The sequence below is a fragment of the Cupriavidus sp. 8B genome (genome assembly GCF_054589115.1).
The window spans coordinates 1-1,133 of record NZ_BAAILO010000641.1 but is presented as its reverse complement, the minus strand read 5'-3'; the positions used below and the strand labels follow the sequence as shown (position 1 = coordinate 1,133).

The following is a 1,133-nucleotide window of genomic DNA, read 5'->3' as shown; positions in this document are numbered from 1 at the left end:
GGCCAGATCGCGCATCCAGGCCTGGCGAACCTGGCGCTTGTCGTGCTTGATGCGGCCGCTGGCAGCCTGCAGCACCGCGCCCAGGATCGCGCCCGGATCGCCGACCAGGCCCAGGTCGATGTCGCGGTTCTTGCCGACCGTGCGGTAGTCCATATCGATCTGCACCAGCTTGAGATCCTTGCTGATGCGTTTGCCATAGCCCATCCGGAAGTCGAAGGGCGTGCCGACGATAATGATCAGGTCGGCTTTGGCGAATGCTTGCGAACGGGTGCGATCGAAGTGATGCGGGTCGCCCGGCGGCAGCAGGCCGCGGCTGGCGCCGTTGAAGTAGCCGGGGATGTCGAGCCCGCGCAGCAGCGCGACCGCCTCCTCATGGCCGCGCGCGGTCCAGACCTGCTGGCCGTACAGGATGGCCGGCCGCTCCGAATTGACCAGCATGTCGGCCAGGCGCTCGATGTCCCGCGGGTCGCCGATCGACCTGGTGGAAGCACGATAGTGGCCCGGGCGCGGAATCACCGCCCGCGCGAGGTCGACTTCGCGGTCGAGCACGTCGCGCGGGATCTCCAGGTAAGCCGGGCCGGGCGCGCCGTTGAAACATTCGCGCGCGGCCATCGAAATCATGTCGGCCACCCGCTCCGTGCTCGGAATGGTGGCCGCGAACTTGGTGATGGGCGACATCATGTCGACGTGCGGCAGGTCCTGCAGCGAGCCCATTTTGTGCTGGGACAAGGCGCCCTGCCCGCCAATATGGATGATCGGGCTTTCCGAACGGAAGGCGGTGGCCACCCCGGTGACGGCATTGGTGCAGCCGGGGCCGGCCGTGGTCACCACGCAGCCGAGCTTGCCGGTCTGGCGCGCATAGCCGTCGGCCGCATGCGCGGCGATCTGCTCGTGGCGCACGTCGATGATGCGGATGCCTTCGTCCACGCAGCCATCATAGATATCGATGATGTGGCCGCCGCACAGGGTGAAGATGGTGTCCACCCCCTCGTTCTTGAGCGCGCGCGCCACCAGGTGGCCGCCGGAAACGACGCCGGCATCGCGCGTCTTCTGCTTGAGAGTGTCTTCGGCCGTGGTGGTCTCGGGCCGCGTGGATACGACTGCAGACATGTTTTGGTCTCCTCGTTGACTTT

General features: G+C 66.7%; 1 protein-coding gene. It reads right to left on the bottom strand.

Going from position 1 to position 1,133, the window contains the following annotated elements:
* The coding region (locus tag ACYP5B_RS51515) for a thiamine pyrophosphate-binding protein (protein ID WP_459575231.1) at positions 1-1,110 on the bottom strand (1,110 nt) is incomplete at its 3' end.
* Between the last annotated feature and the right edge of the window lie 23 nt (positions 1,111-1,133).